This is a genomic window from Occallatibacter sp., from assembly GCF_049582745.1.
Classification (GTDB): domain Bacteria; phylum Acidobacteriota; class Terriglobia; order Terriglobales; family Acidobacteriaceae; genus Telmatobacter.
In genome coordinates this window covers 77,484-101,219 of the sequence record NZ_JBAUUO010000177.1, presented here as the reverse complement: position 1 = coordinate 101,219, position 23,736 = coordinate 77,484, and the positions used below count along the sequence as shown (strand labels likewise).

The window sequence follows — 23,736 nt, the reverse complement described above, 5'->3', positions numbered from 1 at the left end:
TTCGCATCATCAACCATCCGATCCCGATCCGAAACTTATGCTGACTGAGACAACGAAATCGCCGCGGCCCACAGGAAGTGTCTGGCTGGCGATGCGTGACTTTCTACGCTACAAGTTGCCACACTCCATCGGCCTCGACCGGGCGATAGCATTTACAGTGCTCGGGCGTGTGGTGCAGGGCCTGGGAAGCGTAGGAAGCGTGCTGCTGATTGTGCATTTTCTCTCCGCTGCTCAGCAGGGTTATTACTATGCCTTGTGGAGCCTGGTGGCGCTGCAGAGCGTGTTCGAGCTGGGATTCTCATTTGTGATTCTGCAGGTGGCTGCGCATGAAAGGGCGCTCCTGGAGTTTCACGCCGATGGCCGCATCACAGGAAACGAAGCTGCCCACTTCCGGCTTGCGTCTCTGCTGCAACGCGCGGTGCGCTGGTACACAAGCGCGGCGGTCGTCATGGGCATTGTGTTGCTGGTGGGTGGGATGCGCTTCTTTTCTCTGCACCAGGAGTCGCAGGCGCCACAGATGTGGGTTGTTCCGCTGCGGATTACAGTGCTTGCCTGCGCCATCACATTCTCCATCGGCCCAGTGCTCTCGTTTCTCGAGGGATGCGGCCAAGTGGCGCAAGTGGCCCGCATGCGCTTCTTTCAGTCACTGATCAGCGTGACCGCTGCGTGGACCGCGTTGCTGAGCCACCACGGGCTCTTTTCACCGGCGATGGTTCTGCTGGGACAGGGAACCGTGGCAAGCTTTATGCTGTATTCGCGCCGCAGGCTGCTCGTCCCGTTGCTGCGCATGCAGGTCGCCCACATGGGAATCAACTGGCGGCGCGAGGTGTGGCCCTTCCAGTGGAAGATTGCCGTGAGCTGGCTCTGCGACTACTTCATCTTTCAGTTGTTCACGCCTGTGCTGTTCGCGTTTCGCGGGCCGGTGGAGGCGGGCAAGATGGGCCTCTCCATGAGTATCGTGGTGCAGATGAGCGCCATGATGCTGGCATGGATGACCACAAAAGCCGCGCCGTTCGGCAGCCTGATCGCGAAAAAGGAAACTCCTGAGCTGGACCGCATGTTCTTTCGGTCGTTGCGGCAGTCGATCTCGCTCTTTGCAGGCGGCGCTGTGCTCGTGCTGTTGGGTGTAGTGGCAGCGCCGAACATCATGCCGAAGATCAGTCAACGCATTGAGGACTGGCCAATCTTCCTCCTGCTTCTGCTGACGGCGTTAAGTAGCCATGTGGTGCAGAGCGAGGCGATTTATCTGAGAGCGCACAAATGCGAGCCATTTCTGGTGCAGTCCATAGTGACTGCACTTTGCACTGCGGGGAGTGTTGTTATATTCGCGAAGACCTCGGGAGCGCTGGGTGTTTCGCTTGCCTATTTCGTGGTGCTTGGCTTGGCCGGAGTGATTTCAGCGACGGCAATCTTCAAGACAAAACGACGCCAATGGGCGCACATGGAGACTTAATCTGTGATCCCAAAGGCCCAAGCCACATCCGCGTCGCGCATCTCGGTGGCAATGTGCACATTCAACGGCGCACGATATCTCGGGGAACAACTCGAGAGCATTGCATTGCAGTCGGAGTTGCCGTCTGAACTCATAGTTTGTGACGATCAATCGACCGACGATACGCTCTCAATTCTGAAGCGGTTCCAGGCATCTGCTCCGTTTGCGGTCAAGCTCATTTTGAACCGTCAACGGCTGGGATCCACACGCAATTTCGATCAGGCAATCGGCCTGGCGCGCGGCGACTTTATTGCGTTGTGCGATCAGGATGACCGCTGGGCGCCGACCAAGCTGAAACGGCTTTTGGATGCGATGACTGCGGATCCATTTCTTGGCGGAGCATTCTCTGACGCCAACCTGATCGATGGCGATGGGCGGCCTATCGGAATGCGGCTCTTCGCAAGGCACAAGTTCACCGCAGCAAAACAGCGAAGCTTTATCGGCTGCCCCACGGCAACACTTCTGAAGCACGATATCGTGACTGGAGCCACCCTGATGTTTCGCGCGTCCATCCGGCGTTATTGCTCACCGATCCCCGCCACCTGGGTGCACGACGGATGGCTGGCATGGATGATTGCGCTGCACTCCCGTTTGACCTTAATTCCCGAGCCACTCACCGATTACCGCATTCACAGCGGCCAGCAACTCGGCGTCAACGACACGCCGAGCGCGCAAGCCATGAGGACCCGGCCTGAGACCCGGCGACAATTCTACAGCCGTGTTGCCCGCCAGTTTGAAGACCTGCTGCACCGTGTGCTGACGGAGGGTTGGAATGAACATGATGTTTTGATCGGAAAGATACGCGAAAAGATTGCGTTCCTGAGAACGCAATCGAACCTTTCGCCCAGCCTTGGTCTCCGAACGATACAGATGGTCGGTCAGTTGCCAGGCTACGCACATTACGCTCGGGGTCTCGGATCTATGTGCGCCGATTTTCGTCTGGGCCGGGAGTTGTCATGAACGCCCCTCTCCGCGGTACAAATCTCAGCGCGGTGCAGCCTGCCGAAGTCTCACTTTCGCCTGCTGCACTGTGGCCGAAACTGACGGAGAGATTGACCAAGCACAGATTTGTGCACGGCCTCCTGATGGGCCGGAGCGAGCTTCCGCTTTTCTGCAATCCGCTCGTCATCTTCCTGCTGAACTGGGTGCTTATGCTGGTGTCGCTCAGCTTTCAGATCACCTATGTTTCGTATCCGTCAATGGGAATGCCGGTTTTGCTCTTTGCGCTTTCGCTGGGCTCGTTTCTGCTTGGATACCTCGTGGCGCGAACCCTGCTGCACCACTGGCCGACGCGTTCGCAGACGCTAGCTTACACGCTCAATGTGACGCGACTTTGGCAGATAAATCTGCTGTTCTGCGTGGCTTCGCTCTTGCTGATTGGGGGCAACTGGATATTGTCTGGTCCTCCGCCCGCGCTCGGCGACCCTGCCTCGTATCTCTCATATGGCCGATTCAAGCAGGTCCTGTTCCCGCTTCTGGTCGTGATCACCGTCAACTCCATGCTCGACGCCTCACGCTGGCGCAAAGTACTGTTTGCCATGTTCGGCATTGCAGGCATGGCGCTGTACATTACGCGCGGACTTCTCATGGTCGCGCTCCTGCAAATGCTCTTCGTCTTCGCTCTGAAAACCCGGATGAACAGAAAAAAACTCTATTCGATCGCGGCCGGCTGTCTCGCCCTCGCGATCGTCGCGATCACGCTGATTGGGAATGCGCGCACTGCGCAAGGCGTATTTCTGGAGTATCTCCAGATCCGGCACAAGTATTTTGACTGGCCGATGGCATATCTGTGGCTCACGTCCTACATTTCAATTCCGCTTTCAAACCTGTGCTGGCTGTTTGCGAAGGGCAGTTTTCACGGACCGACGCTCTCTTTCCTCTATCCGCTGTTGCCCTCGTTTCTGACGCCTGCCAATCCGCACGCATATATTCACAATGATCTGAGCATCATCGATGGCGCCAGCACCTATCTCGCTGCGTACGCTCTCGATTTTTCATACCTCGGTATTTATCTCGCGAACCTTTTGCTGGGCGTTGGATGCGGTTGGCTGATGGAGCGCTCCCTTCCGAAGAACATTCTCGTGGCCGGCGTCTTCCTTGGCTGCCTTTCGTTCATCTTCTTCAGCGACATGTTTACGCCCCTTTCAACGATTCTGGAGTTTGCAATTCAGAGCGTGGTGCAGCGCGAGTGCTTCCACTGGGACGACACGCAGCAAAAAGGCATGGTGCCCAAGTGAGAAGAGTGCATCCAGCATTCGGGCCGGAGTCGAGTCGACTCAAGGTCACGGCAGTGATTGTGCTCTATCGCATGAATGCCGCGGAGTCGCCGGCGTTTCAAAGCGTGTTGGCCGCACGCGAGGAGATAGGCAGCGCCAGGGGCGATGTGGGCGTGGTGCTTTGGGACAACAGTCCGGCGCCCGATGCAGCTCCCAATCTGCCGGAAGGCGTGTATTACTTCGCGGATGAAAGCAATTCTGGATTGGCAACGGCCTATAACCGTGCGCTCGCATGGGCGGAGGAGCAGGGTTCGGCCTGGCTGCTGACACTTGATCAAGATACTGCGGTGCCGCGAGATTTTTGGGTAAAAATGGCGGCGGCGGCTCGCGAGAGTTCGCGCTATGCGGGAGTTGGCGCGATTGTGCCGCAGATCGCGGCAGGCGGAAGACAGCTTTCTCCAAATCATTTTCAGTTTGGCGTAATCCCGCGGTGGTACCGGCCGGGCTTTGTCGGAGTGCCCGGCGAGCCGGTGTTTGCCTTTAACTCGGGTGCGATGCTGAGCACTGCAGCTCTCAAACAAGTTGGCGGATATGATCCACGCTTCTGGCTCGACAACAGCGATGCGATGATCTTCAGCAAGCTACAGGAGCATGGCAAACGCGTTTACGTGGCGGGTGACATCCAGGTCGAGCATGAGTTTTCGATGAAAGATATGCAGCGAAGAATGAGCCCGGAGCGTTACCGCAATGCCCTGCTTGCCGAAACAGCGTTCTGGGATCTGCGCATGAACCGCGGTGCGGGATGGGAACGAACATTGCGGCTGGCGCTTCGCCTCGTGAAGCAGTGGTGGCGGAAGGATTCCGCGGAACTGCGGCGGATCACGGTGCAGGCATTGGTCCGCCGCCTATTCACATCGCGGCAGAAGCGCATCGCTGAATGGATGTTGTCCACCGATAAGTTTGCGGCCAACGAGCAAACGAAAAGGGCACCTAACTCTGAGCTGAAAGTGTCAGCGTGCATGGCGGCCTACAATGGCGGCGCTTTCGTCGAGCCGCAACTGCGATCGATCCTTGCGCAGCTGGGGCCGGCGGATGAGGTCGTCATTGTCGACGATCGGTCGACGGACGACACACTCGCGCGAATTGCGCAGATCGGCGACCCGCGTATTCGACTTTTCAAACACGAGCGCAATGCCGGAGTAGTCGCGACTTTCGAAGATGCACTGCGCCTGGCATCCGGTGACATTCTGTTCCTGAGCGATGACGACGACGTGTGGGCCCCGACGAAGGTGCGACGTTTTCTCGACGCGTTTGAGAACCGGCAGGATGTGGGGATCGTGCAGAGCCGGGTGCGGATGATGGACGAAAGCGATCGGCCAATGCCCGATTCCCGGATTAACCGGCATGGCCGGTTTTCCCATGGATTTTGGCGGAATCTCCTCACCAATCACTACCAGGGCTCTGCGATGGCGCTGCGCGCGTCACTCCTGGGGCGGGTGGTGCCATTCCCGGCGCGCAAGTCGTTTTTGCACGATGCGTGGATCGGAACGCGGAACGATCTGTTGGGCGGAAACTTCGTGTTCATCGATGAAGACCTTCTGTTCTACAGGCGTCACGGCAACAATGCGAGCCACGCGAAATCCCGGCTGCAAATGGTCCGCACGCGGATCGAGCTGATTCTCGCGCACCTTGGTTACTCCTTCCGCTCATTACCGATGCCGTCGCGACCTTTGCTCGGCAAACAGCCAGAACGCTAACGCCCGTTAGGAATGGCAAGCACTTATCCGCAGCAATCCAGCGTGAATTCCTGATTTCGAACGCTGCAAGAAAGAGTCACTTCGTGAACCAATCAAGTGAGGTTGCCGTGCGCGGCGACTTCGCGCTCATCATTCCCACGTTCAATGCGGCACGTTACTGGCCGGCATTGTCTGCGGGAGTCCGAGCGCAAAGTCTGGTGCCGAACCAGGTCATCGTGATTGACTCGGCTTCTTCCGACGGTACGCAGGACCTGGCGAGGCGCGATGGATTTACAGTTGTCGAGATTCCATCCAGGGATTTCAATCATGGCGGGACAAGGCAGTTTGGCGCCGAACTTGCTGAAGACGCAGATATCCTTATCTACCTGACCCAGGATGCCGCGCCCTTTGGCGCGGATGCATTTGCAAACCTCGTCCGTTCCTTTGAGGATGCGGAGATTGGCGCGGCGTATGGACGGCAGCTTCCACGAGAGATGGCTGGGCCGATTGAAGCACATGCACGGCACTTCAGCTATCCGCCGGCCTCCGGCGTGCGCACATGGGAGAGCCGCCGGACGCATGGATTCAAGTCAATCTTCTTCTCGAATGCATTCGGAGCGTACCGGCGTAGCGCGCTCATGAGCGTCGGCGGATTTTCGCCGGACGTCGTCTTTGGCGAAGATACGTTGGTCGTGGCGTGCCTGCATCGCGCCGGGTGGAAGACCGCCTATGTGGCCGATGCGATGGTGCGCCACTCCCACGCCTATTCCATCGCCGAGGAATTCCGGAGGTACTTCGATATCGGCGTTCTGCACGCGCGCGCGAGTTGGCTTATCGAACAGTTTGGCAGTGCTTCCGGCGAAGGTCGACGCTTTGTTGCCTCCGAGTTGAAGCACCTGCTGAAGCGCGCCCCTCACCAGGTGCCGTCGGCACTTATGCGTACCGCTGCCAAGTATCTTGGGTATAAGATTGGCCGGCGCGAGAGCAGGATCGCGCCGCGCCTGAAGTATCACCTGGGGCTGAACCGCCAATACTGGAGCCGTTAAATCTCCGGTGTCATGTTTCGGTATCCGGCACGGTGAAGAAGAATGTCGCTCCCTGATCTACGTTTCCCTGGGCCCAGATCTTTCCGCCGTGGCGGGAAATGATCCGGTAGGCAGTTGCAAGTCCTACGCCGGTACCGGTGAATTCGCTCTGCGAGTGGAGTCGTTGGAACGGCCGGAAGAGCCGGTCGGCATAGCGGGGGTTGTAGCCCGCTCCGTTGTCGCGCACAAAGTAGACGGTTCCAAACTCTTCCTCGGTGTAGCCGAACTCAATCTCCGCAGATTCCATTTTCGAAGTGTATTTCCACGCATTTCCAAGCAGGTTGTCGAGAACGACCTGCATGAGGCCGTCGTCTGCAAAGATGTGCGCCCCTTTGGCGGCGATGAAGCAAACCTGGCGGCCACAGTTGTCAGCCTGCAGGCGGCCGGCAGTTACCTCGGCGATATGGCTGAGGTCGATAAGTGTGCGATGGAGCGGGTGGCTCGACGCGCGCGACAGATTGAGCAGATCTTCAATGAGGCCGGACATACGCCGCGCGCCTTCATGCAGCCGGTCGACCAGCATTCGTCCTTCCTCATTCAGTCCTTCAGAAGAATTCTGCAGCAGAAATCCAATGTTGTTGATATGCTGCAGCGGGCCACGCAGATCATGGGCAACGGAGTAGGAGAACGCCTCGAGCTCCTTGTTGGTTGCGGAAAGCTCCGCCGTGCGTTCTTCCACTCGTCGTTCAAGATCGCTTCGAGTTGCTTCAAGGGCACGATCGCGCGCCTGGATCTGTTCAAGCATTTCGTTGAAGGATTGAACGAGGAATGAAAGATCGTCGCTGTTGGGAGGAATCTTGGCACGTACGGAGTAGTCCCGTTTGCGCGTGACGATTTGTGCGGTCTCTGCCAGCCCCGTGAGAGGGTCGGTTACCAGATGCCGAAATGCCGACGTCGCGAATAGGGCAATGGCAAAGCATATGATCAGCATGCCGGCCGAGATCAGTCCGAAGCGTTCAGCGCGCCGTGCCACGTCGCCGGTTTCGGCGACCAGATAGACTGTTCCCACCTGTCCACCCTGAAACCGGATTCTGCTTCCCAGTAGAATGTAGCGCCCTTTTGTCCAGTAACGCTGCGTTTCATCAGGCGCAAGACGGTTTGTCAGTTCGAACGGGATCGAAGCGCTGCGCAGATAGCGCGCAAACTCGCTGCCATCGGGACGAAGAATCAAGGCGGAGCGGACCTGTGGTGCGTTGCGTAGCGCCAAGAGAGTGCTTTCAGCGGCCTGCTTGTCATCGAACAACAGTGCCGTAACACTGTTGGCGCCCACAATGTTCGCTTCAGTTGCCATGGAGCTTATCAGCTCCTGCCGAAGACTGTAGAGGTCGTAGACAAGGAATGAGACGTAAGCCAGCAGCAGCGCGACTCCGCTTACCAGCATCGTCATACGCATGAACTTGTCTGAGATGGACTGGCTGCTCCAGATCCTCATGGCAGGTCATCCGCAGGCGGCTTGCCGATTACCGATGATGCAACTCGCAACAGTTCCGAACTCAGAACGAGATGAGCACGATTGACCGCGTTGAGATTCACTGCGAAACGCACTTGATTTTGGATGAGAAGGAACTGGATCATGCCGCCGCGGTCAAGAAAATCCGAAGCGTCGCTTACGGTGAGTACGTCGGATGAGGACAGGATAGCCAGGTCTTCGCGCAGATGGTCGTTTTCGTCGGCACTTATGAAGAGAATTGTGCAGCCTTTGGTCTGGGTAGCATCGGGAATGCGGCGAACATGTACGGGTTGATTGTCGATGGCTTGGTTCGCAGCGAGGTCGTCGATGGTCTGGCCCATTGGGTCATGCCCCAGCAGGCAGATGTCGAAAGACGTGCGCCGTGTTTGTCCGCCGGCCTTGCGGACGAATTTCCCGAAATTAAGAAGATAAGCTGCCTTGACGTCGTATTCGTTGGGCTTGGATGTCTGGCCGATCGACGTTGTGATCACTACGCCAGCGACGAACAGCGGGGTTGCAAACCCTCGGATGACACGCGCACAGTTGAGGCGCCGTCGTGGTGATCGCTCGGTTGGCGGGGTCTGCTTCATCTTCTTGCCGTTGACGACGACGAGAACGGATCGCCGAAACCAGGGATGCCGACCGCCCAGTTTCGTGAGCCGTTGACGCGGACGACGTTGACTCCCGGGACGAAGCGAAGGGCGTCGGGGATATTCGTCACTTCGCCAAGTTGCTGCAAAGTCAGCGATTTAAGCTTCTCGGCGCGAGGCTGGGTTTGCGGCGATGCGGGTAGCGTCAGGCCCGCATGCAGCAGAAAAAGCAGCAATGAAAGGCGCGCAGAAAACATGAGGCTTACACAAGTCTTCCGATGAGGGGAAGCAGAAGATTTTGATTTAGAGGTGAACGACCGCAAATTGGTTGCCCCGATGTTCAGGCTGCGCCGGCAGGAAGCTACAGATTATTCAAGTGTTGGCGGGCCAGCGGGCCTCGCGGCCACCGTCGTGCTATCGGGAGGCGCAGCAAAGAATTGCGAAACAGTCTCAAGCAATTTGGCAGGTTCGCCTTTCCGCACGAAGCCGTTGACGAGCGGGGCAATATCGGTAGGCAGCGACCAAAGATCGGAGAGAACGATGATCGGAACCGTGGGGTAGAGGGTTCGAATCTCGGTGGCAAATTCCGGCGAGGTTTTCGTGGAGTTGAGGCGGTAGTCGAGCAGAACGAGCCCGATCCACTCTCCGCGCGGAATCTTGGTTCCAACAAACCGAACCAGGGTAGGCAGAGTATCATAGCCAGCCTGTTTCATCAGTAAGCTATAGATTTCAAGGTGCATCGGGTCATCGTCCAGAATCAACACTTTTGGATGACTCGCCTGCATTAGACCCTCCAGAGGTCGAGGTGAGCACTCAGGATAACCACGAAAGGAAGTCCGGTCAAAGGAATTAGAGAGAAATCAAGCCGCCTCAACCAGCCGCCTTCAGGCGCTGCGTGTAGAGATCGTCACTCTTTTAACGTCGAAAATGCGAAATCGGACGCGGCATTTCAAATCCCGCCTTCGATAAAATAAAGCCGATGAGTTTCCCGATCAAAACCTGCGTGGTCTGCGGGGAAGAGTTCGAGTTGCGGCCTGATAAACCGGGATTTGCGAATCGCTGTCCCGAGTGCAGCGCGCCGGAAGCCGAAGAGCAAGCGGACAATCGGCACCTGAGCGCCGAGGAGCGCAAAGCGCTGAGTGAAGTGAACGCGGAGCGGCGCAAAGTGATCCGGGACTTGCTCTATCGCAAAGACCGGTGATGAATTCCCAACGTCGGCCCACATTCTCGTGGGCAGCGAGTGAATGTGGCGCGCACCAATATACTGACTACAGAGACAATCTGACGTGCGATGCGACCTGAACTGACGAAGGCAATCGACCTGCTGCGCCGCGACTCCCCAGAAGCCGTGGATGAGGCGATCGGCCTGCTGCAGAACACTGTGTATTCGTTCAGCATGAAAGTCTGCGGCCACCAGGAAGACGCCGAAGACACCATGCAGGAGGTGCTGTTTCGGTCGTTGAAGCACCTTGCCAAAATTCAGGATCCGCGGGCGCTTTCCGTGTGGCTCTACACCGTGACGCGCAACCGGTGCTGGCGCATGCGGCGCAAGCCTGCCAATGGTGGGGGGCGGCACGTGTCGCTCGATGAACTGATGCCAGACGATGCCGAGCTTGCCATGCTCCTGAAGGATACGTCGCTATCCCCCGAAGGAAGCGCAGTCCAAGCCGAGCAGGAGGGAATGCTGCAACAGGCCGTCTTGCGAATTCCCGTTGCACTTCGCCTGGTGCTGGTCCTGCACGACATGGAGGAGCTGACGACCGAAGAGGTCGCGCAGGTTCTAGGGTTGCAGCCGGGGACAGTGCGTGTCAGGCTGCATCGGGCGCGCCTGGCAGCGCGCAAGGAAATGAGAAGCGTTGTCGCCGAGCGGAGTGCTCCGCTGAAAGCGATTGGGAAGAACGGAGGGCACACCAAGACTGCCGGGAAACGGCCTGCGGCGTGCCGTGACCTGTTTGCGCGGCTCTCAGAGTATTTGGATGGTCGCGTTGAGCCGACGACATGCGAGGAGATGGAACGGCACATTGAAGGCTGTCCAGCCTGCGTGGCATTTCTACATGACTTACGCGGTGCAATCGATCGCTGCCGGAGGGTGGATGTGCAATGCGATCCGGCAGTGGCGAAACGGCTTCGGACAGTGCTTACGCGCGAGTACGTGCGGTTGATCACTGCGCCGGTCGCGAAATAGGCATAGAAACTCTGTAACGAACCGCTGTGTTCGTGTCTTTCATCCAGTGAAGGGCGAGGGTTTCTATGGAAGTCAAAGTCAAACAGATCGATAAATTCAAGTTCAGTATTGAGGCACGTTCACACTCGGTGATCAGCGATCAGCCGACAGAAAACGGCGGCGAAGATGCAGGAATGACTCCGCCGGAGTTGATGCTGGCTTCGCTCGGTTCGTGCGCGGAGTTCTATGCGGTGCAATATCTGCGCACACGCAAGCTGGAAGATCGCGGCGTGGAAGTCACTGTGACAGCAGAAAAGCTGATGCAGCCGGCGCGGCTAGGAAATTTTCGCATTCATGTCACATGCCCAGCCGAGCTGAGCGCGGAGCAGACAGAAGGATTGCGGTGCTCGGTGCACCATTGTCTGATTCACAACACGCTGTTGTCCGCGCCGAGCGTCGAAATCGAGTTGGCGGTCGGCGAGCCTTCCCTGCCGTAAGCCGGCTTGGCGATGCAGAGCGCGGTTGCGGTGTTCTAATACCGCCATGGCCCATCTTGAGAATGCGCGGATAGTTGTGTTCCGAGCTGTCGCGCAGCAGTTGAGCTTTCGCAAGGCGGCGGAAGAGTTGTATTTGACACAGCCTGCGGTGAGCCTCCAGATCAAGGCGCTCGAAGAAGACCTTGGCGTGCAGCTCTTCGATCGGACCGGCTCGCGGGTTGCGCTTACGGCTGCAGGTAAGGTTCTGTTGGATCATGCCGAGCGGGTGAGTGTGCTTCTGCAACAGGCCGAGCATGCAATCGCCGCTATGGGCGGAGAGCTTGCGGGGCAACTGGCACTCGGCGCTTCTACCACAATTGCACAATATGTTTTGCCGCGCATGCTGGGCGAGTTTCTCGCGGGGCATCCGCGCGTGCAGCCTTCCCTCATCAGCGGAAATACCGAGCGCATTGTCGAGGCAGTCGCGCAGCACGAGATCGGCCTCGGTTTCATCGAGGGGCCATCGCGAAGCCGGGATGTGAAATCTGAGCCGTTTCTCGTGGACGAATTGGTATTGATCGTGCCGGCCGCTCATGAATGGGCTGAGCAAGCGCGGATTCCGGTGGAGGAATTGAAGAAAGTTCCTCTGCTCATGCGGGAGCGCGGTTCGGGTACGCGGCATGTACTGGAGATGGCCTTGGAACGTCACCGCCTGAAGCCGGCTTCGCTGACATTTGCGATGGAACTTGACTCGACCGAGGCTATCAAGTCTGCCGTGGAAGCTGGCCTTGGTGCGGGGTTCATTTCGAAGTGGGCGATCGCCAAGGATTTGCGAGCCGGCGTAAGCTTCAGAATTGTCGCCGTCGAGGGATTGCGTGTTCAACGCGATTTCCTGATGATCTACGCGGCCGGTCCCGAGCCCCAGGGTCTGGTGCAGGAGTTCCGGCGTTTTGTCATCGATCGTGCGGCGATGATGCGCGGCGCGTGACTCAATAAGCAGCGCAAATGAGAGATGAGAAGTTCTGCTTGGACACGGGGTCTTGCATCCGTGAAGCTTGATGTGTGTCGAAGAATCTCTTTTTTGGTGGATTGATTGTTGCGGCGAGCGGCCTTTTGTCGCCGCCTTTGGCTCTGGTTGCCGGCCTAACGTACGGTTTCACGTTTGAGCATCCGTATCATCTCGATGCAAGGAAGCTTTCAAGGTTGCTGCTGCAGGTGTCGGTGGTAGGACTCGGATTCGGAATGAATCTGCAGCAGGTGCTGCGCGTTGGACGGAGCGGGCTGATCTACACCGCAGCTGGTATCACGTTCGCGATGCTGCTGGGATGGGGGTTGGGCAAGCTGCTTGCGGTGAAGAGCAGGGTTTCGTTCCTCATTTCGGCTGGTACAGCGATCTGCGGTGGAAGCGCGATTGCGGCCGTTGCGCCTGTAACTCATGCCACTGACGAAGAGATCGCGGTTTCGCTTGGAACTGTATTTGCGCTGAACTCGGTCGCTCTTCTTGCGTTTCCGGCAATCGGCGCAGCGCTGCATCTGACGCAGACACAGTTCGGACTTTGGTCGGCGCTCGCGATCCACGACACGAGTTCAGTGGTTGGCGCCGCGGCAAAATATGGCGTCGTCGCGCTTGCGGTCGGCACGACGGTGAAGCTGGCTCGGGCTTTATGGATCGTGCCGATGTCGGTGGGAACGGCGCTGATTGAGAAGAAGAAGGCGAAGATTCAATGGCCGTGGTTCATTCTCTTCTTTTGCCTGGCTTCCGTCGCGAACACCTACGTGCCCGTGTTCCAGAATGCCTATCCGGTTCTGCGGCATCTCGGGATTCTTGGGCTGACGGTCACGCTGTTTCTGATCGGCACAGGAATCTCGAAGCGGACTCTGCGCGAAGTGGGCGCCCGGCCGCTGCTGCAAGGAATCATGTTGTGGGTGGTGGTTGCGACCGGCTCGCTTGCTTTGATTCGCGCGGGCTGGATTCATCTCTGATTCGTCGCGGAAAAGTGAAATGCCCGGCGTTTGAATGCGCCGGGCATTTTTATTCAAGGCAGGTGCTCATCAACGGTGATCGCGGTCATGATCGTGACCGCCCATCAGGTGATCCATGCCAACCTGATATCCGCGTCGGAATCCCTCTCGGTAAGTTTCTCGCTGGTCCGGCGGGAGGTGAGGATGACGATATTCATCGCGATTGTTCACGTCCGGCCGACGATGGTTCTCGAAATCCCTATTGGCGCCAGTAATGCCATCCTGGAATCCCTGGCGGCGCAGAGCGTCGAATTCATCAGGAGGAGCATCCCAGGCGCGAACCGGTGCGCGCATTTGCATGGGCGGTTGCATGGGCGGTCCGTTCATGATGTGCGACATGGCCACGTTGTACCCACGCCGAAAGCCCTCGCGATAGGCTTTGCGCAACCCGCCGGGCACATCGGGATTGCGATATTCGTCACGATTATTGACGTCCGGGCGCCGGTGGTTATCGAAGTCTTTGCGAGCTCCTTCCATTCCGTCGTGGAATCCGCGCCGTTGAACATCGTTCCAGGCATCCGGCGGTCTTTGCCAGTCGTCGCGGTCCTGGCCGAAACCCGGAGGTTGAGGTGCGGGAGTTGCCGCGTATATGCGCGGCGCAGAGAGCAGCATAAAAGCAGCACATCCGATCAGTGCTGCGAATTGAAGCTTATTCATGTTCATCTTGCGAAGGCTCCTTTCGTGAGTGGCGACATCGCCCGCGAGACTTCAGGCCGCAATCGTACTGCCGGGACCCTCGATCTGCCAATGGGAGTATTGCATGTTTCTGTGAACACCCTGTGTGGTTAACAGTTGCTGTAATGTGGCGCGTGTACGCCGACATGGAAATGCCCGGCGATGACACCGGGCATTATGATTCTGCGGTGGTGGGTTAGAAATGCGGGTGATCGTCGCGATCGTGCCTCATGTGTTCCATCGCGCGCCTGTAACCTTCGCGGAAACCTTCGCGGAATGCCCTGCGGTCGTCTCTGTCGACAGGAGGACGTTTGTACATTTCGTGGTCATCGGCATCCCGGCGGTGGTTTTCGCTCATATCGTGCCGGGCAGCTTCAACGCCTTCGTGGAAGCCGCGGCGCTGCGCATCGCGGTATTCCGCCGGCGGCTGGTCCCACCGGTCCTGATCGTGATCGTGGTCCTGGGCAAAGGATGCGTTGGGGGCAGGTTGTGCTTCAACAGCACGCGCCTTGAGCGCGCCTGCCGATGCTACGCAGAGAGCAAGCAGGGATGGCGCCAGCCATTTAATTGTATTCATAGAGTGAGAACCTCCTGGTTCAAGGCGTAGAGATGAGAACCACGCGAAGGGCGTTGCCCGCGAAGGTTGCGGTCAGGGCAGGTGGTGGAGACGGGGCGGTGCGCAAAGCTGCTCACCCAGCCGGAACACGCCTACGCGCAAAGCCCGCTGCGGGCCGTGCCGACGTTGCGGACGGACCGCGAGCAGCCGCCGGCGATGGTAGAAAAGTGAACGCCTCTCGAGATGCAACCTTCCGGTTGCTCGTTGCCCCCCCCCACTCCCCACCCCATATTTGGACAGTACGACCTGATTGCAAACGGGTTATGCGCGCCGTGCGGCGGCAAATATTTCCTATGATTTGAGTTAGCCGCAAATAATTCTCAGTAAAGGACTTACGTGCCAGCTTCGCAGTCTTACAGTTTCGCGGTTCCACAGGCCCGTTGTTAAGAAGGACGACGCGAAGAACTAACTTACTGTGAGGACGATGGTTAACTCATTTTGGCACCGGTTTTCCGACGCTTTTTTGGCGCATTTTGGCCCGCTATGGCCATGTTTAACGGCCTTCGAGACCTCTGGAAACTTTGGGAGCACAGCAATCGAAAGATGGAGGTCAGCCGCATAGATTCAGCTTAGCGGAACCGGCGAAATGACCTGCAAATTTGCGAAATCTTTTTGCCGTTTGTTTTGAGGGGGTTGGGCGGCGATGACGGGCTGAGGGGCTTGACAGCCATGGAAATCGAATGGACCAGGGCTGTTTCTGGCGGCCCTACGGGACGGCACCCTGGGATATTCTCGGACGTCTCCGGGGGACTGGCCCTGTGACCTTGATGGGAGCCAGGCAACCCTGAAAAGCAGGTTCCTCGCTCACCACACCCAAACTGAACGACGTTTGGGGCTCCGTTCACTTAAGAATGATCCTGCCAGGATGGATTGCTTATTCGCCAATTCCGTTCCCTAGCAGGCTGCAGAAAAATGGGAAAGAAATGGCGAATCGTCGAAAGAACGTCCCGCAGCGGCTAATGCCGACGATGATATTGTGCTGCTTATGGCATGGCTGAAGCCATGCCCTTTCAAAGCAACGAGTTTACGGCAAGGCATGAAGCCATGCCCTTTCAAAGCAACGAGTTTTTCCGCAGCCTGCTAGAGCGGTTTGGCTTCACATGTTGGCATCGGGACGATGTGCAAGACGGCTTTTTCTCAAGGAAGAAGCCGCTGGGGTGCAAGAAGGCCTTTTCTTATGGGAAAAGCCACTGGGGTGCAAGAAGGCTTTTTCTCAAGGAAAAAGCCACTGGGCCGCATCGGTTCTGTATGCACTTGAACCGAAACCGCTCTAGTCGGCGTTGTTGACGTAGCACTCGTGGATGGCGGCGAGGGGCGCGTTGGGCCAGCGGCTTTTGACCAGATCCTGCTCAGAAAGCTCGTGGAGCTTGAAATCAATTTGGCCGTCTGGCTGCACCAGTCCCTGCACATACCCGTAGATGTGCGTCTTCGCAGACTTGTCGGCATGGCGGGGCAAAGCGTACCGCCGTGCACCTGCCGAACCAATGATGAGTCCCGGCACCACGCGGTTGGAGTGCTGCTTCCAGTACGGTGTACTGAATATGTTGGGAGAGTAGTAATGCGAATGGCTCGCAATGAGGTAAACGTGCTTCCCGGCGGCCTGTGCGTCGTAGAACCAGTTGTACGCAAGATCTCCGGTTCGCTCGCCCAGTTCCCAGTCGTCCATGGCGTGTTCGGCGCCCTTCGAGTGGGGCAGCGCCTCGTGCATTCCGGCGACGATGGTGTGAATTCCCGAGCCCGGCTCAAGGTCGCGATCGAGAACCCCACGCAGCCATTTCAATTGTTCATCTGAAAATTCGTTCTTGCTTGCATTGTCGAGCGTGATGAAATCCACGCCATTGTGTGTCCAGTGATACCAGGGGCCGATTGGTGCGGCGCCGGGGCCATCGGCCTGACGCTGGGCGGCAATTTCAGGCCGATCGAGAAAGGCTGAGAACTTCTCGATGTAGCCCTCGCGAGTCATCGGGGCAACCGTCTCGTGATTGCCGCGGCCGAGGAAGACAGGGAACGTGCCGAAGGACGCCATCTGATGGGTAAGGAAATCGTCCCACGCGATGCGGTGATACTCGTCCATCGCGAGTTCCTTGCCCGCTGGCTGCATTGCGAGCAGATCCTGGTCCGGGTTCGACATCCAACGGAAATCGCCCAGGTGCCAATAGAACGCATCGTGCTGTGCTCTCACACTGGAGGCAATGGCCGGGATCACGAAGTCACCGCAGTTGCGGCTGTCTCCCGAGACAGCGAAACTCCAGGTTGCGTCGCTTGTCTGGGCGACGGCGGATGCGGCGGCGACGGCAAATAACGCGAGCAGGGGTCGAATGGGGAAGGCCGGTAGCATGCTTTCAGCATAAACGGACTCTCCGGCATAGGCATCATCAACAGTTTGTTAAACGCCCGGAACTGGCTGCATAGGCCGGCAGGGCTGAACAGTCATGCACTTTCGAACTTCCTTCTGCAAACAGGTCTGGATTGGAGCTTCGGAACGCACGGCCTTGGTGTGATTCAAGTCACCGAGCGCGGGGGATGTCTCCCCATAAGCTCAAATCTGTCCACGCGCCGTTGCGGATCTGTCTTGAAAGGCGCGGAGCCGGCGTTTGTGTGCTCTGGTTAGGGCTCAGTCTTCGAAGGCGGTGGGGTTTGTGCGTTCTGTTGCTCCGCAGGCTGCGCTGGGGCAGGGGTCTTGATTGCTGCGGGAGCAGACGTGCCGGGGGTTATTGGCATCACGGTAAGCGCCAGCGTCTGCACCGTATCCGGATCGTCGCGCAACTTCAGGTACAACACTCCACCTGCCGGGTGCGGCACAATGAGCTGGGTGCCGGTGAAGTCTGCCGGCACGTTCACGGCGTTGTCGAAATCAGGTGATGCTGCAATTGAGTCGGCCAGAAACAGATTGGTACCCGTCAACGTGCAGGGCCGCGAGACACTATGCGGGCAGTGCAGTTCCTTGAAGCCGGGAAGACGAACCAGTGTTCCGAGCGAGAGCCATTCTCCAGCCACGCCGTCTGCGGAGACGGCACGCGCCTGCAGTGGCCCGAATGCCGATGAACCGAACTTGGAAAAGGGTTCGACGACGCCAAGCGCCGTATTCGCATCTTCCAGCATCAGCGTTCCATCGCTCACGGAGAGAGTGGTGTGGAAGCTGTTGTCTGCAGCCGCGACCTCCACTTTTTCGTTGCGCGGAAAATTTGCCGGTGTTTTCGATTTCAAGAAGAACACCAGTCTGCCGTCCACGGGAAGGTCGTTGGGGCTTCCCAGGTGAACAGGTGAGGGATCGGCCGATGCTTCATCCTGCGTACCCTTGCTTAACAAGGTCACTTCCGGCCGGGGCGGGTCGACGCTGACGGGGACTTTTAATTCGCGTCCGTCGCGCAGTTCAACCTTGGCGGAGTAGTGCTTTCCCGGTTCAAGATGGTCGGTGGCCCTGTCCGCCTTCATCTGCAACTGGTCCTGGTCCTGCACGCGCTTCAGGCCAACGGGTGTCCAGTCGATACCGTTGAGCGAGACCTTGGCCACTTCATCGAGCCGGTTTCCGGTGAGCGCTGCATCGTCGTCACCGGCGCTAAGCTTCAACCTGTCGAGAGACGCCGCCTCGGAGTAGGCCATGAGGGTGATCTTGTCGGGCTTGCCCAGGCCGTACTGTTGGATATTGATCGCAACCGGACCAGGCGCAGCGTCCTTGAGGGGCACTCCCATTTCGAGTGTGTCGGGCTTGGGAGACTTCCATTGGATTTTTACCGGGCTCGCTCCGGTTGACTGTGCTTCCACGTTCTCAACGCACAAGGTATTTTGGCCGTTGATATGGATGGTATCTTCGCGTCCGACCACCAGGGCGGACTGGTCGCCGGGCGAAACGGTCCACTTGCCGGCTTCGGCACTGACGAGGTGAAATTTCGGCCCGATCCAGTCATCGAATCCCCACTTGCCTTGCACCACTCCGCTGAGTTCGCCGGGGGGCAGCAAGGGAATGGAATGCAACGGCACGAGGCCGCCCTCGGCAGCATCCGCTTTGAGCGGCACGTCCATCGGACCGGTCTTGGCATCAATGTGCAGCTTGAGGTCGTGCGCTTCAGGAGAGGCATACACCATCGGTGCGCCTTCAGCCGGGAGCACAAGGCCGGTCTTCTGTGCGCAGAACTGCTCCGCGGTGTTCACCGGGTGCAATGGGGGCAACTTGGAGGGCGCCACGGGCGGCAGGGCGACGACGACTACGGATTTCGGGTCGCGGAATGAGGGCGGAACGCTCAAGCGCAGGTTCAGCGTATCCTCGGTGGGCAAAGCGAGCGCGGGGATGTACTGGAAATGCGCGGTGTGGAGGGAGGCAAGAATTCGGGCGGTATCCACGATCGCGCCGATGTAGGGGCTGTAGACTCCGGCTCCGCCGAGCGCGGAGTAACTGAGCTGATTCATCAAATCGGCGCTACTGCCGCTGGTGAGTTGCGACACGCGATTGGAGACGTTGGCCTCGTCGAGCACCATGCCTTCAGTGTGCTGTGTCAGGCACGGAGCCTGCTGATCGGTCGGCTTGTCGAAACACTGCTGTTCAAGCCGGATACCGAGAACGGAAGCTGACTTCTGCGCCCGGTCTTTGAGCGATTTGGGGTCAGTCTGCGAGGTGACTTTGACCTCGGCGAGATAGGCGTCGAGGCGCATCCTGTCGAGGCTCGCGGCCTGCAGGTCCTGGGTGGCTCGCACGAAGACGCCGGGGCGGCCCCGGACGGCATTGCGCAAGGTGCTGAAGTCGCCGCCTGTTGCGGGCGCAAGAAAGACGACAGCCTGCTGCGCTTCCTTTGGCACGGTGACGAAAACGCCTTCCTCGCGAGCGTGTTTCGACCAGGTATCCACGCGGGTAAACCAATCAGCGGGTGGAGGATTGGTGGCGCCACGCAGAAAAGCGACAATCAGCACGTATCGCTCGGACTGGCTTTCGGGGAAATCGGGATGAATCCAGATACGGTCGCCGGGAAGAAGGTTGGGAACCTGGCCAATCGGCAGAGTGAGATCTCCGCGTTTCACGTGCACGTCGACTTTAGGTCCGATCAGGTCGAATGATGGTGCCGCTACCTGACCGTGTAGGGGTCTACTTTCCCAAACCAGCGAAACAAGTAACAGTAAAAGGAGACAACGCCGCATCCTCCTATTGTACGAAGATGAGGGTGTGAAGAATATGACAACTGTACCGAGACTTTTGAAGGGAATCGGGGTTGCCGGGCGGATGGGGGCTCCGAGGCGTCTCTTGCACGGGTATGGGGTTCGGCTGCACAATCGTTTACACTGGTGCGTGGTTAGGCTGCAAGTGCTTTTAAGTTAAAGTTTTTACTCGGCCCTGTGGGGTATCAAGACAGAAGCAGAGGTGGCGACCAAGCTGCCTCGGCAAGACTAAATCGGCCCTGATTACGTTACAAGCGTTCGGAAAAGCCGATGGCTCAGTACCATCCAGATCGGAAACCTGTCACCCGCCGCGCAAGACATGCCACTCGCGGGTTTCGATTCCAGCGAAGCGCAGCGCGATGAGGGCAGGCTAAAGAAGCTTTATATGGAGAATGTCATGAAGTCGAACCGGGCTGCGCAAAGCAGCGTAGACATCAGCAATTTGAGTGTTCCGGACGCGGAAGAGATTATTGAAGAGGCCTTGAGCGAACTGGCATTTTCCCAGGACCCCGGGCTGGTGCGCGCGCTGCGCTTTCTGGCGCCTCCGGGGTACCAGGCGATCGTCGAATTGTGCAGCGAAAACGGACGCAGCAAGCGCCGGAATGCACCGGCAGACAGCTGGTCGCCGGAAGAGGACGAGGTTCGCATCTACTTTGAACGCCTGGATGACGGTACGGCGCCGGCAAGGCAAAGCCGCGGGTCACGAGCCGCGATCGAGGCGAGTTTTGAAGAGGAGGCCGGCGATGAAGTGGTGGTACCGGCCGATCTGGACGCGCGGGTAAAGGAACTGTGCGCGACGCTGGCGGAAGCGGAGCGGGGCGGGCATGCGTTCATTGCGCTGAAGTGGTTCCGGGATTCGTTTTTGCCGCGCAAGGCATTTCGCTGGAACCAGCATCCGGAATCAAGACAAGCGGTGCTGGCGGAGGCGATACAGCGCGGCGTGGTGCTTACCAGCAAGATTGCGAATCCGAAGACTCCTGCGTACCCGACGACGACGATTCGATTGAATCGGGCCGAGGCCGGCGTGCCTGAAGAAGCCCAACGCTTTCATCCGGTAGCGATCCAGGGCGAATCAATTGGCGACGTGATCCAGGAAGAACGAGGAAAGTTGTGAATTGCTATTTCCTGGAATCCACGGCCTTCGCGAAGCTATTTGTGCAGGAATCGGGCACCGATGCTTTGATACGGCTGATGGAGTCGGTTGAAGATAACCGCAAGCTGATTGCCGCCTGCGCGCCGTTGGAGGTGTATGCGGCGATTCGGCGTCGGGAGCGGGCCGGGGACATCAGTCAAACGGATGCCGCGGCGGCATTCGAGATTCTCCGCATTGAGGCAGCACGCATGGTGCAAGAGCCATTGAATCCCGCTGTGTTGGAATCTGCACGGCAACTTCTGGACCGCTCCAAGCTGCGCTGGACGGAGGCGCTGCAGTTGGGAGCCGCGCTGGTGGCGCGCGATATGTTCAGGGGGACCGAGATCATCTTTGTTTCGGCGTCGCCGGTGTTGATGGAAACCGCACGAGCAGAGGGCTTCCAGGTTCTTGATCCCGAGAAGGACAGCATCGATGTCGTTGAACGAACGGCTTGAATTCGACCGGCGAATTACTTGAGAATGTCGACCGGTTCGAGCTTCATGGCACGCCGGGCAGGAAGATAGCTGGCAAGAGCTGCCACAAGTAGAAATACGATTGGCGCCAGAAAGAAGGTCGCCAGGTCGTGGGATCCGGTCTTATAGAGAACATGCTCAAGAAACCGGGTGAGCGCAAGGGCGGCGCAAAGTCCTGCGACGATGCCACCTGCTGCCAGAAACATTCCCTGCCGCATGACGATGCGCAGGATGTCGGAACGATGAGCGCCGAGAGCGAGGCGGATGCCGAACTCCTGGCGGCGCTGGCCGACAGAATAGGACAGAACTCCATACACGCCGACAATGGCCAGCAGGAAGGCTGTTGCTGAAAATCCGCCTACGAGCAACATGGTGAAACGGGGTTGCGCGCGCGAGGTGCCGATCAGGTCATCAGCGGTCCGGATCTCATCTACAGGCTGATTGCTGTCGACGGCGGCGATCTGGGCGCGGATCGTGGAGATGGCTGTCTCCGGGGGAACCTCGGTCCGCACCAGCAGGTTCATGTCACTCCAGGGGAGTTGTGGGAAGGGCAGATAGAGCTGGGGCTGCGATTGTTTTTCGAGGCCCTGATTCTTGACGTCGGCAGCAACGGCGACAACCAGCGCCGCCTGTGGCCTGCGGCCGATGACGATCTTTTTTCCGACTACGGACCGACCGGGCCAGAACTGGCGAGCGAAGGTTTCATTGACGATGACGACCGGGGGTGCAGTGGCGTTGTCGGCGCTCGTGAATGTGCGTCCGGTGCGCAGGGGAACGCGCATGATCTCAAACCAGTGCGGACTGATGGCTTCAATATCGATAAAGGGCCGCTGTGCGAGAGGAACATCGGGCTGACCCTCAGGAAGCACGGGCGTGATGCGCTTGAAGGTCAGCGGCAGGGCCGCACTGATGGCGGCGGAGCGAATGCCGGGCTGGGCCGATACGCGCCCAAGCACGTCGTCGAAGAAAGCGACCTGCTGATCGGGCCTGGCGTATTTTGTCGTGGAGAGCGAGAGATTCATGGTGAGCAGATTCTGCGCATCGAACCCCGGATCGACATGGATGAGTTGGTTGAAGCTGCGCAGGAGGGTTCCGGCGGCAATGAGCAGCACGAGGGAGAGAGCAATCTGACCGATGACCAGGAACGATCTGGTCACGGAGCCGGAGCGGCCGGGGGATGCGGATCGGCCTTCGGCGCACAGGGTGGCATTCAAGTCGACGCGGGCAAGCTGCGCGACGGGGAAGATGCCGAATGCGATGCCCGCGAGGAGCGAGATTGCAAGGGTGAACAGCAGGACGCGCAGATCGAGGGCGACGGAAAAACCCTGCGGCACCTGAGACGCGCCCCACGTCGCGAGCGCGCGTGTTGCGGCCCATCCGATGCCGACACCAAGAGCGCCGGCGGTGACAGCGAGAAGCATGCTCTCAGTGAGGAGTTGGCGAACGATCACACTGCGGCTCGCACCGATGGCGGCGCGTGTGGCGATCTCCTGCCTGCGTGCGAGGGCGCGCGAGAGCAGAAGGCTGGCGACATTGGCGCATGCAATCAGCAGAACCACGGCCACGGCGCCAGAGAGGATGAGTATCTTGGGCCGCACATCACCGACGACCTCGTCGCGCAGGCTCGATGCCGTCATTGTTGTCCCAGGGGAAGCATCGGGGGCGGTTGGGTTCTGTTCGTGATAGCGCTGATTGAGGACGGCCAGCTCGTTGTTGGCATCGGCGAGCGAAGTGCCGGTGCCGATGCGCGCAATCATGTTGAGATAGCCGACGCCGAGACGCAAACGCTGGGGCGTCATGAGGGAAAGCTCGAAGTATCGCGGAGAGAAGATGTCCGACTTGGGCATGAAGGGAAAATGCGCATCCGCGGGGAGTACGCCGATGACCGTGCTGGAAACCGAGTCGATGTTGACGACGGAGCCGACGATGTTGGGGTCGGCATGATAGCGCGCACGCCAGATGGCAGCGGTGAGGATGACGACCGGACGGCCGGCAGGCGTGCCTTCCTCTCTGGTGAAGGTGCGGCCCAGTTGAGGATGTATGTCGAGCATTTCGAGAAATCCGGGAGAGACGCGTGCGACCGGAACCTGCACGGGTTCGCCATTTCCGGTGAGATTCAGGTTGTCACTGGTCCACACGGCAACGGATTGGAATGACCGGTTGTAATCGCGAACCAGTTCATAACGCAATAGCGTGCCGCCGTAGTCTTTCGTGGCGTCTCGCGAGGTGATGCCGACGATCAGTTCGGGATCGTGATACGGGAAAGGGCGGAGGAGAAGCGCGTTGGTGACGGTGAAGATCGCCGTATTCGCGCCGATGGCGAGCGCGAGGGTGAGAACAACCGCGAGGGTGAAGAGGGGGGTCCTGGCGAGGGTGCGCACGCCGAAACGCATGTCGCGAAGGAGAAGCCGCATGGCAAAGGATTATAGGGGATGAGAAGAACGGGGCGCGCTGGCCGGTG

21 protein-coding genes are annotated in these 23,736 nt (G+C 58.6%); 12 read left to right on the top strand and 9 right to left on the bottom strand.

Annotation, left to right across the window (positions count from 1 at the left end):
• The first annotated feature begins 91 nt into the window (after nucleotides 1-91).
• From WCA10_RS25875 to WCA10_RS25855, 5 genes are all read left to right on the top strand, one after another.
• Nucleotides 92-1,453: a hypothetical protein gene (locus WCA10_RS25875; protein WP_472825441.1), complete on the top strand. Its 1,362-nt coding sequence runs from the start codon at nucleotides 92-94 to the stop codon at nucleotides 1,451-1,453.
• A gap of 3 nt (nucleotides 1,454-1,456) precedes the next feature.
• Complete coding sequence (locus WCA10_RS25870) at nucleotides 1,457-2,452, top strand: glycosyltransferase family 2 protein (protein ID WP_472825440.1); 996 nt, start codon at nucleotides 1,457-1,459, stop codon at nucleotides 2,450-2,452.
• Complete coding sequence (locus WCA10_RS25865) at nucleotides 2,449-3,729, top strand: O-antigen polymerase (protein WP_472825439.1); 1,281 nt, start codon at nucleotides 2,449-2,451, stop codon at nucleotides 3,727-3,729. Before WCA10_RS25870 ends, WCA10_RS25865 begins: the two co-directional genes overlap by 4 nt.
• A 5-nt stretch (nucleotides 3,730-3,734) precedes the next feature.
• Nucleotides 3,735-5,465, top strand: a complete 1,731-nt coding sequence (locus WCA10_RS25860) for a glycosyltransferase (RefSeq protein WP_472825438.1) — start codon at nucleotides 3,735-3,737, stop codon at nucleotides 5,463-5,465.
• 83 nt (nucleotides 5,466-5,548) lie between these two features.
• Entirely contained in the window at nucleotides 5,549-6,490 is a 942-nt protein-coding gene (locus tag WCA10_RS25855) for a glycosyltransferase family 2 protein (protein WP_472825437.1), read from the top strand.
• A gap of 10 nt (nucleotides 6,491-6,500) precedes the next feature.
• On the opposite strand, the gene WCA10_RS25850 is transcribed toward WCA10_RS25855, so the two are convergent.
• The 4 genes from WCA10_RS25850 to WCA10_RS25835 all read right to left on the bottom strand — a co-directional run bounded on the left by WCA10_RS25850 (nucleotide 6,501) and on the right by WCA10_RS25835 (nucleotide 9,354).
• Nucleotides 6,501-7,961, bottom strand: a complete 1,461-nt coding sequence (locus WCA10_RS25850) for a sensor histidine kinase (RefSeq protein ID WP_472825436.1) — start codon at nucleotides 7,959-7,961, stop codon at nucleotides 6,501-6,503.
• On the bottom strand, nucleotides 7,958-8,569 hold the full coding sequence (locus WCA10_RS25845; RefSeq protein WP_472825435.1) for a YfiR family protein: 612 nt from the start codon (nucleotides 8,567-8,569) through the stop codon (nucleotides 7,958-7,960). The genes WCA10_RS25850 and WCA10_RS25845 overlap by 4 nt, the downstream gene beginning before the upstream one ends.
• Nucleotides 8,566-8,826, bottom strand: a complete 261-nt coding sequence (locus WCA10_RS25840; protein WP_472825434.1) for a hypothetical protein — start codon at nucleotides 8,824-8,826, stop codon at nucleotides 8,566-8,568. Before WCA10_RS25840 ends, WCA10_RS25845 begins: the two co-directional genes overlap by 4 nt.
• Nucleotides 8,827-8,937: 111 nt before the next feature.
• Nucleotides 8,938-9,354, bottom strand: coding sequence for a hypothetical protein (locus WCA10_RS25835; RefSeq protein ID WP_472825433.1), 417 nt, complete (start codon nucleotides 9,352-9,354; stop codon nucleotides 8,938-8,940).
• A gap of 194 nt (nucleotides 9,355-9,548) precedes the next feature.
• Here WCA10_RS25835 and WCA10_RS25830 point away from each other — a divergent pair, with 194 nt between their 5' ends.
• The 5 genes from WCA10_RS25830 to WCA10_RS25810 all read left to right on the top strand — a co-directional run bounded on the left by WCA10_RS25830 (nucleotide 9,549) and on the right by WCA10_RS25810 (nucleotide 13,192).
• Nucleotides 9,549-9,770 carry a hypothetical protein gene (locus WCA10_RS25830; RefSeq protein WP_472825432.1) on the top strand — a complete coding sequence of 74 codons (222 nt, stop codon included), beginning with the start codon at nucleotides 9,549-9,551 and terminating at the stop codon, nucleotides 9,768-9,770.
• Nucleotides 9,771-9,860: 90 nt separating this feature from the next.
• On the top strand, nucleotides 9,861-10,754 hold the full coding sequence (locus WCA10_RS25825; protein WP_472825431.1) for a sigma-70 family RNA polymerase sigma factor: 894 nt from the start codon (nucleotides 9,861-9,863) through the stop codon (nucleotides 10,752-10,754).
• A 65-nt stretch (nucleotides 10,755-10,819) separates the two neighbouring features.
• Nucleotides 10,820-11,230 carry an OsmC family protein gene (locus tag WCA10_RS25820; RefSeq protein WP_472825430.1) on the top strand — a complete coding sequence of 137 codons (411 nt, stop codon included), beginning with the start codon at nucleotides 10,820-10,822 and terminating at the stop codon, nucleotides 11,228-11,230.
• 46 nt (nucleotides 11,231-11,276) lie between these two features.
• Nucleotides 11,277-12,197, top strand: coding sequence for a selenium metabolism-associated LysR family transcriptional regulator (locus WCA10_RS25815; protein WP_472825429.1), 921 nt, complete (start codon nucleotides 11,277-11,279; stop codon nucleotides 12,195-12,197).
• Between the two features lie 74 nt (nucleotides 12,198-12,271).
• Entirely contained in the window at nucleotides 12,272-13,192 is a 921-nt protein-coding gene (locus WCA10_RS25810; protein ID WP_472825428.1) for a YeiH family protein, read from the top strand.
• Between the two features lie 69 nt (nucleotides 13,193-13,261).
• On the opposite strand, the gene WCA10_RS25805 is transcribed toward WCA10_RS25810, so the two are convergent.
• The 4 genes from WCA10_RS25805 to WCA10_RS25790 form a co-directional block, all read right to left on the bottom strand.
• Nucleotides 13,262-13,888: a hypothetical protein gene (locus WCA10_RS25805; RefSeq protein WP_472825427.1), complete on the bottom strand. Its 627-nt coding sequence runs from the start codon at nucleotides 13,886-13,888 to the stop codon at nucleotides 13,262-13,264.
• A gap of 214 nt (nucleotides 13,889-14,102) precedes the next feature.
• Nucleotides 14,103-14,483 carry a hypothetical protein gene (locus WCA10_RS25800; RefSeq protein ID WP_472825426.1) on the bottom strand — a complete coding sequence of 127 codons (381 nt, stop codon included), beginning with the start codon at nucleotides 14,481-14,483 and terminating at the stop codon, nucleotides 14,103-14,105.
• 1,309 nt (nucleotides 14,484-15,792) lie between these two features.
• A complete protein-coding gene (locus WCA10_RS25795) occupies nucleotides 15,793-16,860 on the bottom strand; it encodes a hypothetical protein (RefSeq protein WP_472825425.1) in 1,068 nt (355 codons plus the stop codon).
• Between the two features lie 269 nt (nucleotides 16,861-17,129).
• Complete coding sequence (locus WCA10_RS25790) at nucleotides 17,130-19,541, bottom strand: hypothetical protein (RefSeq protein WP_472825424.1); 2,412 nt, start codon at nucleotides 19,539-19,541, stop codon at nucleotides 17,130-17,132.
• Nucleotides 19,542-20,067: 526 nt separating this feature from the next.
• Between WCA10_RS25790 and WCA10_RS25785 the strand changes: the two genes are divergently transcribed.
• Both WCA10_RS25785 and WCA10_RS25780 read left to right on the top strand, forming a co-directional pair.
• Nucleotides 20,068-20,784 carry a hypothetical protein gene (locus WCA10_RS25785; RefSeq protein WP_472825423.1) on the top strand — a complete coding sequence of 239 codons (717 nt, stop codon included), beginning with the start codon at nucleotides 20,068-20,070 and terminating at the stop codon, nucleotides 20,782-20,784.
• Nucleotides 20,781-21,257, top strand: a complete 477-nt coding sequence (locus WCA10_RS25780; RefSeq protein ID WP_472825422.1) for a type II toxin-antitoxin system VapC family toxin — start codon at nucleotides 20,781-20,783, stop codon at nucleotides 21,255-21,257. Before WCA10_RS25785 ends, WCA10_RS25780 begins: the two co-directional genes overlap by 4 nt.
• 14 nt (nucleotides 21,258-21,271) lie before the next feature.
• On the opposite strand, the gene WCA10_RS25775 is transcribed toward WCA10_RS25780, so the two are convergent.
• Nucleotides 21,272-23,689, bottom strand: coding sequence for an ABC transporter permease (locus WCA10_RS25775; RefSeq protein ID WP_472825421.1), 2,418 nt, complete (start codon nucleotides 23,687-23,689; stop codon nucleotides 21,272-21,274).
• Nucleotides 23,690-23,736: the final 47 nt, after the last annotated feature.